Genomic DNA, 1,409 nt, shown 5'->3' on the forward strand with positions numbered 1-1,409 from the left:
CCTTGAGCGAGGCTGAACGGCAATTGGTACTAGACACCTTGGGTAGCGAGCGCTTTGCCGACACCGCCCCTGCCAGTGTGCATGCCACGCTACTTGATGAGGGCCGCTACCTGGGCTCCGTGCGCACCATGTACCGCTTGCTCAAGGCCCGCAGTGGCTGCGCCGAGCGACGCAATCAGCGCCGCCACAGCGCCTATGCCAAACCTGAATTGTTGGCCACCAGTCCCAATCAAGTTTGGTCTTGGGACATCACCAAACTCAAGGGCCCAGCCAAGTGGACTTACTTCCATCTCTACGTTATTTTGGATATCTTTAGCCGCTACGTGGTGGGCTGGCTCATCGCCGAGCGTGAGTGTTCCGGGCTTGCCACGCAGTTGATCGAGGACACCGCCCAGCGTCAAAACATCGCGCCGGGTACGCTCAGTCTGCACGCAGATCGAGGCTCCAGCATGCGCTCCAAACCGGTGGCCAGTCTGCTGGTCGATTTGGACATCACCAAGAGCCACAGCCGACCCTATACATCGGATGACAACCCGTATTCCGAGGCGCAGTTCAAAACGCTCAAATACCGTGCGGACTTCCCCGAGCGCTTTGGTTCAATCGAAGATGCACGCGCCCACTGCCAAACCTTCTTCGCTTGGTACAACGATGAGCACCGCCACAGTGGCATTGCCCACATGACACCCCACAGTGTCCACTATGGCCTCGCTCACGAGCTCATCACGACGCGCCAGGCTGCCTTGGACGCCGCCTTTGCCGCCCACCCCAGCCGCTTCAAAGGCAAGCGCCCAGAGCCTGCCAGGCTGCCTACCGCCGCGTGGATCAACCCGCCACTCAAAAAGGAAACCAAAGCCGAAATCCCAACTGAAACATTACACCCTGCTCAGTAAATATATGTTCAACGGTGATGCAAAGTCATTGACACGTTCCGCCGCCATAGAATTCGCACTTGTAACAACCCAACTACACAAGGAAATGCAATGAAGTCCTCCCATGTATTGTTCGCGTTAGCAGCCATGAGCACGGCTATTTCTGTATTCGCCGCAGACCATCATTCCGGTGCGGTGGATGACCAGGTGATCAAGGCGAAAAACGCGGCGCTTGTGAGTGCGACGGAGGGTAAGGGTTTTGGCCCACAGTCACCGCGTGACATCGCCTCAAAAGCAGGAAAAAACGCCCGGACTTTCGCGCCCGCACCGAACTACCAGTCTATGAATCTGTGCAATATCCACTTCCACGCCAATGCCGAGCACAAAGGTGGCGACTTCGTGAAATTCGCTGGCAATGGCGATGGCAAAGGCAGCGGTACAGGCTTTGTCTATAGCGGTAAATTGTCAGCCGCCGAGAGCAGCAAGTTGGACGCTGACGTATGTACCAGCGCGCATGGCGGCCTGAATGCCGGCGATACG

The 1,409-nt window shown here is 57.2% G+C and carries 2 protein-coding genes; both read left to right on the forward strand.

Translation table 11 applies throughout. The features are described 5' to 3' along the window. Nucleotides 1–890: transposase (locus tag AC097P_RS23900; RefSeq protein ID WP_479612920.1), on the forward strand; the 890-nt coding region annotated here is incomplete at its 5' end. Between the two features lie 90 nt (nucleotides 891–980). Next, on the forward strand, nucleotides 981–1,409 hold a 429-nt coding region (locus AC097P_RS23905; protein WP_479612921.1), incomplete at its 3' end, for a delta-class carbonic anhydrase.

The sequence above is a fragment of the Rhodoferax sp. ZS1R8 genome (genome assembly GCF_056521325.1).